Consider the following 6,017-nt stretch of genomic DNA (forward strand, 5'->3'; position numbering starts at 1 on the left):
GGGGCGGGTGAGCTTTTCCGACGACGAGATCGAGCGCTACGCCCGCCACCTGGTTCTGGCCGAGATCGGCGGGCCCGGCCAGCAGCGGCTGAAGGCCGCCCGCGTGGCCATCGTGGGCCTGGGCGGCGTCGGCGCGCCGGCGGCGCTGTATCTGGCGGCGGCGGGCGTCGGGGCGCTTCGCCTGATCGACCATGACGTCGTCGGCCTGTCCAACCTGCAGCGCCAGATCATCTTCGCCGAAGCCGATGTCGGCGACTCCAAGGCGGAAGCCGGCGCGGCGCGGCTGGGCGCCCTCAATTCCCATGTCGACGTCGAGACGGCGCCAGAGCGCCTGACCGCCAACAACGCCGCCTGGCTGCTGGACGGCTGCGACCTGGTCCTCGACGGCACCGACGACTTCGAGACCCGGTTCGCGACCAACGCCGCCTGCGTCGCCGCCGGGATTCCGCTGGTGTCCGGCGCGCTCGGACGGTGGAGCGGCCAGGTCGGGGTGTTCGCCGGACGCCCCTGCTACCGCTGCCTCGTCCCGGAAACCCCGCCGGACGCCGAGACCTGCGCCCGCGTCGGCGTGGTCGGGGCGTTGGCCGGCGTGGTCGGCTCGATGACGGCGCTGGAGGCGATCAAGCTGATCACCGGCGCCGGCGAGGCCCTGACCGGCCGGCTGCTCCTCTACGACGGCCTGGCCGGAACCGCGCGGACGGTGGGGGTCGCGGCCGATCCGGCCTGTCCGGTGTGCGGCTAGTCGACCGGGGACGCCTCGGCCGCTGAAACGCCGCTTCCAGAGGCCGCGGCCACGGCCGCCGGAAGATGTCGGCCGAGGAAGGCCTCGACCTCCGTCAAGGCGGTGGTGTCCTGCCGCGTCGACCAGTCCGAATGACCGGCGTCCTCCAACACGATCAGCTGCACGTCCTTGCCGGCCCGCCGCAAGGCGCGGTCCATGTTGCGCGACTGGCTGACCGGAACCACGTCGTCGGCCTCGCCGTGAATGAGCAGGACGGGAAGGCGCCAATCGGCGGCGCGACGCAGGGGCGAGGCAGCGTCCAGCCGCTCCCGGTCCTCGCGCGGGTCGCCGATGGACTTCAGCCAGTAGTCGTAGCGGTCGGAATCGGCCCCCGCCTCGGACCGCTCCCAGCTCATCATGGCGACCAGGTCGCTGGGGCCGGCGATCGAGACGACGCAGCGATACAGGTCGGGTTGGGTCGCCCCCGCCTGCAGGGCCGCATAGCCGCCGTAGCTGGCGCCCACGATGCAGATCTGGCTGCGGTCGGCGAGACCCTGGGTGATCAGGTGTTCGACGCCGGCGGTCACATCGTCCTGCATGCGGCCGCCCCACTCGCGGTAGCCGGCCTCGGCGAACGCCTTGCCCATCCCCGCCGAGCCCCGGAAATTGGGCTGGAAGACCTGATAGCCCCGCGTCGCGAGGAACTGGGCCCAGCGGTCGTAGGTCAGGTAGTCGCGCATCTCGGGCCCGCCGTGCGGCATGACCACAAGCGGCAGGGGCGCCCCCACCGCGGCGCCGGGAGGCCGCGTCAGATAGCCGAACAGCGCCTCGCCGTCGGCCGCCGCGTAGTCGACCCGCTCCATCACGCCGAGCGCCGGCTCGGGAAGGCGCGGATAGATCGAGCCGACGAACTCCATGTGCCGCTCGGCGACGTCGAAGATGTAATATTGCCCGGGATTGTTGGGAGCCGACGCCAACACCAGCCAGCGCGAGCCGTCCCGGGCCTGCGAAACCACGCTGACGCTCCAGCTGTCCCCGAAGAAACGGCGGATGCCGGTCATCAAGGCGTTCTCGCCCCGATCCGTGAAGTCGCAGCGATAGATGTCGGCCCAGTAGCAGCCGGCCACCAGTTCAAGGCTATCCGCGTCCAGCACGATCCCTGAAACGTCGTAGCGGGGATTGCGCCAGATGGTCGGCCCCATCGTTCGGGTGGCGAAGTCGAAGATGTGCACACCTGCGGTGCTCTCACCATCCGGGGCGTCCGGCCGAACCGCGACATAGATCTTGCCCGGCTGGTCCGTGGCGCCGAGGGACTCGTAGTCGGGCAGGTCGCGAATCTCGTTGCGGCGCAGGCGGAACACTTCGCTCCAGGCGCCGTCGGGGTTCAGCGCCTCCATCAGCATGATGCGGCCGGTGGCCCCGCGATAGGCGATGCGGCCGACCACCGCTCCGTTCCGGTCGGTGATGTAGTCCAGGACGCGGCGATGGCCCTCGACGGTTCTGGCGGCCTCGCCGGTCAGGATGTTGACCCGGGCCACGTTCAGCCGGTCATGGCGGTCGCGATAGCTCATCAGAATGTGGTCGGGATCGTCGCGCAGGGTGTCGAGCACCTCGCCCGGCGCGGCGTCCTCGGCGCCTGGAGCCTTGAGCGCAACCATGCCGCTGCCGTCGCGGGCCAGTGACAATACTGACTGGCCGAAGGTGAAGCTCCGCACACTGCCGTCTTCCCGACCCCTGAAGCGCCGCAGCTCGAGGCGGGTCAGGCCGATCAGCAGCCGGTCGTCGGTCTTCCAGCGAATCCAGTCGACGAACACGCCTCCGAAATGCTCCCGGCTCGACCCCGCTCCCATGATCGAGTCCGTGCCCTCCTGAAGGTCGCGGATGTGGACCGCTCTCTCGTCGCCCTCGTGGACGGTCCAGACCAGATAGCGTCCCGACGGCGACAGGCTGGCGGCGCTCAGCGCCGGCCCCTCGAGGAAGTCGGCGACGGTCGGAGGATCGGCGCGCGCCGGCGGGACCGCGCCCAGCAGCCAGAACGCCGCGCAGGCGGCCGCAATCGTTCGGATACTATGCATCGCGCCGCCCCCGGGTGATCCGCGGCAAGCTTTCCGCGAGCCGCTCCAAGGCGTCAACCCTCGGACGTTAAAGCATCGCCGGAATGACCCGGTCGGGCGGACGGTGGCCGTTCTGGAAGGTCAGGATGTTGGCGATGACGCGGTCGCCCATGTCCTGGCGCGCCTCCAGCGTGGCGGAGCCCAGGTGCGGCAGCAGCACGACGTTGGCGTGGCCCAGCAGGCCGGGATGCACCGCCGGCTCGTGCTCGTAGACGTCCAGACCGACCCCGGCGATGGCGCGGCGCGCCACAGCGTCGGCCAGCGCCGCCTCGTCGATCAGTTCGCCGCGGGCGGTGTTGACCAGCAGGGCGTGCGGCTGCAGCCGCGCCAACCGTTCAGCCGACAGCAGGTGATGCGTCTCCCGCGTCGCCGGGGCGTTCAGCGAGATGACGTCCATCCGCGCCAGCATCTGGTCCAGATCGTCCCAGTAGGTCGCGCCCAGTTCCTCGGCGACCATGTCCGGGACCGGCTTGCGGTTGTGGTAGTGGACCTGCATCCCGAAGGCGCGGGCCCGCCGCGCCAGCGCCTGGCCGATGCGCCCCATGCCGACGATGCCCAGCCGCTTGCCCCACAGCTTGCGGCCGGTCATCCAGGTCGGGGTCCAGCCCTCGAACCGGCCCTCGGCCATGACCTGCGCGCCCTCGACGAGGCGCCGGCTGACCGCGAGGATCAACCCCATGGTCAGGTCGGCGGTGTCCTCGGTCAGCACGCCGGGGGTGTGGGTGACGATCAGGCCCCGCCCGACCGCCGCCTCGATATCGAGGTGGTTCACGCCCGCGCCGAAGCTGGCGATCATCTTCAGCCGCTCGCCCGCCGCCGCGATCAGCCCGGCGTCGATGGCGTCGGTGATGGTCGGGACCAGCACATCGGCGCGCCGCACCGCCGCCTCCAGCGCGGCCCGGTCCATCGCCGTGTCGGTCAGGTTCAGCTCGGCGTCGAACAGCTCGCGCATGCGCGTCTCGACCGCGTCCGGCAAGCGTCTGGTTAACACGACCTTAAGCCTGGGCGCGGACATTCGGAGCCTTCAATTTCGTGGACCCCCGCGTGTCTAGCAAAGCTCGTCCCCGCTTCCAAAGACTGGCTGCAACGGCGGCGGCCGTTTGCGCGGCGGTGCTGGCCGGCGGCGCCCAGACCATGCCCGACGGCCGCCCCACGCCTAGCGGTCAGCCGGTGCCGCGCTGGCTGTCCCTGAAGTCGTCGGAAGTGCACGCCCGCTTCGGCCCGGGCCTCGACCACCGCATCCTGTGGGAATACCGCGTCTCCGGCCTGCCGGTGCAGGTGATCGCCGAGACCACCGAATGGCGCAAGATCTGCGACCCCGAGGGCGCGGTCGCCTGGGTCCACCGCAGCGTGGTGTCGAGCCGCCGCAGCGTCTTCAACGCCTCGGCGGAGGAAGTGCCCATCCGTTCGGGCCGATCCGACGCCTCGGCCGTGCGGGCCCGGCTGTCGCCCCGCTCGCTGGTGCCGGTAGATGAGTGCGAGGAAGGCTGGTGCCGCGTCCGCGCCGGCCGGCTTCGCGGCTGGGTGCGCCAGTCGGCCGTGTTCGGGGCCCAGGACCGGCCGCTGTGCAACGCGGCCCGGCCGGCGGGAACAGCCCGCCGCTGACAGGAGTGGTTGAGCCCGCTCGCGCGCTCGTGTAACCCGACGGCCACACCCGGCCATGAGCAGCGCCCCGCGCCGCGGCCCCCTGAGATGCGAGCGCCCGTTGACCCAACCGAATCCGTCCTCGTTCGACTATGAAGCCCTGCTGGCCTCGGGCCGCGGCGAACTGTTCGGCGAGGGCAACGCCCGGCTGCCCGCCCCGCCGATGCTGATGTTCGACCGCATCGTCACGATCAACGCGGACGGCGGCGCGCACGGCAAGGGCTATGTCGAGGCCGAGCTGGACATCCATCCCGACCTCTGGTTCTTCCAGTGCCACTTCATCGGCGATCCGGTCATGCCGGGCTGCCTGGGCCTCGACGCCATGTGGCAGCTGGTCGGCTTCTACCTCGGCTGGATCGGCGGCCCGGGCCGCGGCCGGGCGCTGGGCGTCGGCGAGGTCAAATTCACCGGCCAGGTGACCCCGGACATCAAGAAGGTGGTCTACAAGATCGACCTCAAGCGGGTCATCAACCGCCGCCTGGTCATGGGCATCGCCGACGGGGTTCTCGAAGCCGACGGCGTCCCCATCTATACGGCGACCGACATGCGCGTCGGCCTGTTCGGCGCGACCGAACCCGTCGGCGGCTAAACCCGTTTACAGACCGCGGCCAACGCGGCGAGCTGAGTTCAAGAAGGAAACCACCATGCGGCGTGTCGTCGTCACCGGACTGGGTATCGTCTCATCCATCGGCACGGGCCAGGATGAGGTCACCGCCTCCCTGCGCGAGGCGAAATCCGGCGTGCAGCACGCCGCCGACCACGCCGCGCACGGCTTCCGCTCGCAGGTCTGGGCCCCGCCGTCGCTGGGCGTGACGGCCGAGGACTGGGCCCCGCTGGTCGATCGCCGCGCGGCCCGCGTCCTCGCCAACGGCACCGCCTGGGGGCATATCGCCTTCGAGGAGGCGCTCAAGGACTCCGGCCTGACCCCGGACGAGATCAAGTCCGAGCGCATCGGCCTGATCGTCGGCGAGGGCGGCCCCTCGACCCAGATCATCCTGCAGGCGGCCCAGACCACCATCGAGAAGGGCTCGCCCAAGCGCATCGGCCCGTTCGCCGTGCCCAAGGCCATGGCCTCCGGCCCTTCGGCCGTGCTGGCCACCTGGTTCGAGCTCAAGGGCATCAACTATTCGATCAGTTCGGCCTGCGCGACCTCGGCCCACTGCATCGGCGCGGCCGCCGAGCAGATCGCCTGGGGCAAGCAGGACGTGGTCTTCGCCGGCGGCTGCGAGGACATCGACTGGTCGATGTCGAACATGTTCGACGCCATGGGCGCCATGTCGTCGAACTTCAACGAAACCCCGGCGAAGGCCAGCCGCGCCTATGACAAGGACCGCGACGGCTTCGTCATCGCCGGCGGCGCCGGCATCGTGGTGCTGGAAGAGTACGAGCGGGCCAAGGCGCGCGGCGCGACCATCTACGCCGAGGTCACCGGTTACGGCGCCAACTCCGACGGCTACGACATGGTCGCCCCCTCGGGCGAAGGCGCCGAGCGCTGCATGCGCATCGCGCTGGAGATGGCCGGCAATCCCCGCATCGAC

Annotated in this window: 6 protein-coding genes; 4 read left to right on the top strand and 2 right to left on the bottom strand. The window is 70.7% G+C overall.

Annotation, left to right across the window (positions count from 1 at the left end; all coding sequences use genetic code 11):
- Positions 1-7: 7 nt before the first annotated feature.
- On the top strand, positions 8-742 hold the full coding sequence (locus VGD32_RS13620; protein WP_331032422.1) for a HesA/MoeB/ThiF family protein: 735 nt from the start codon (positions 8-10) through the stop codon (positions 740-742).
- Here the strand turns inward: VGD32_RS13620 and VGD32_RS13625 are convergent.
- Both VGD32_RS13625 and VGD32_RS13630 read right to left on the bottom strand, forming a co-directional pair.
- Complete coding sequence (locus VGD32_RS13625; RefSeq protein ID WP_331032423.1) at positions 739-2,796, bottom strand: S9 family peptidase; 2,058 nt, start codon at positions 2,794-2,796, stop codon at positions 739-741. The genes VGD32_RS13620 and VGD32_RS13625 overlap by 4 nt on opposite strands.
- Positions 2,797-2,863: 67 nt before the next feature.
- The gene (locus tag VGD32_RS13630; protein ID WP_331032424.1) at positions 2,864-3,850 is read right to left on the bottom strand and encodes a D-glycerate dehydrogenase; all 987 of its coding nucleotides are present in this window, start codon (positions 3,848-3,850) and stop codon (positions 2,864-2,866) included.
- Positions 3,851-3,879: 29 nt separating this feature from the next.
- Between VGD32_RS13630 and VGD32_RS13635 the strand changes: the two genes are divergently transcribed.
- The 3 genes from VGD32_RS13635 to VGD32_RS13645 all read left to right on the top strand — a co-directional run.
- Positions 3,880-4,440: an SH3 domain-containing protein gene (locus VGD32_RS13635; RefSeq protein WP_331032425.1), complete on the top strand. Its 561-nt coding sequence runs from the start codon at positions 3,880-3,882 to the stop codon at positions 4,438-4,440.
- 100 nt (positions 4,441-4,540) lie between these two features.
- Entirely contained in the window at positions 4,541-5,068 is a 528-nt protein-coding gene (gene fabA, locus VGD32_RS13640; protein WP_331032426.1) for a 3-hydroxyacyl-[acyl-carrier-protein] dehydratase FabA, read from the top strand.
- Between the two features lie 55 nt (positions 5,069-5,123).
- Positions 5,124-6,017, top strand: an 894-nt coding sequence (locus VGD32_RS13645) for a beta-ketoacyl synthase N-terminal-like domain-containing protein (RefSeq protein WP_331032427.1), incomplete at its 3' end; no start/stop codon positions are given.

Origin of the sequence: Brevundimonas sp. (assembly GCF_036402095.1) — a bacterium.
Taxonomy (GTDB): Bacteria; Pseudomonadota; Alphaproteobacteria; order Caulobacterales; family Caulobacteraceae; genus Brevundimonas.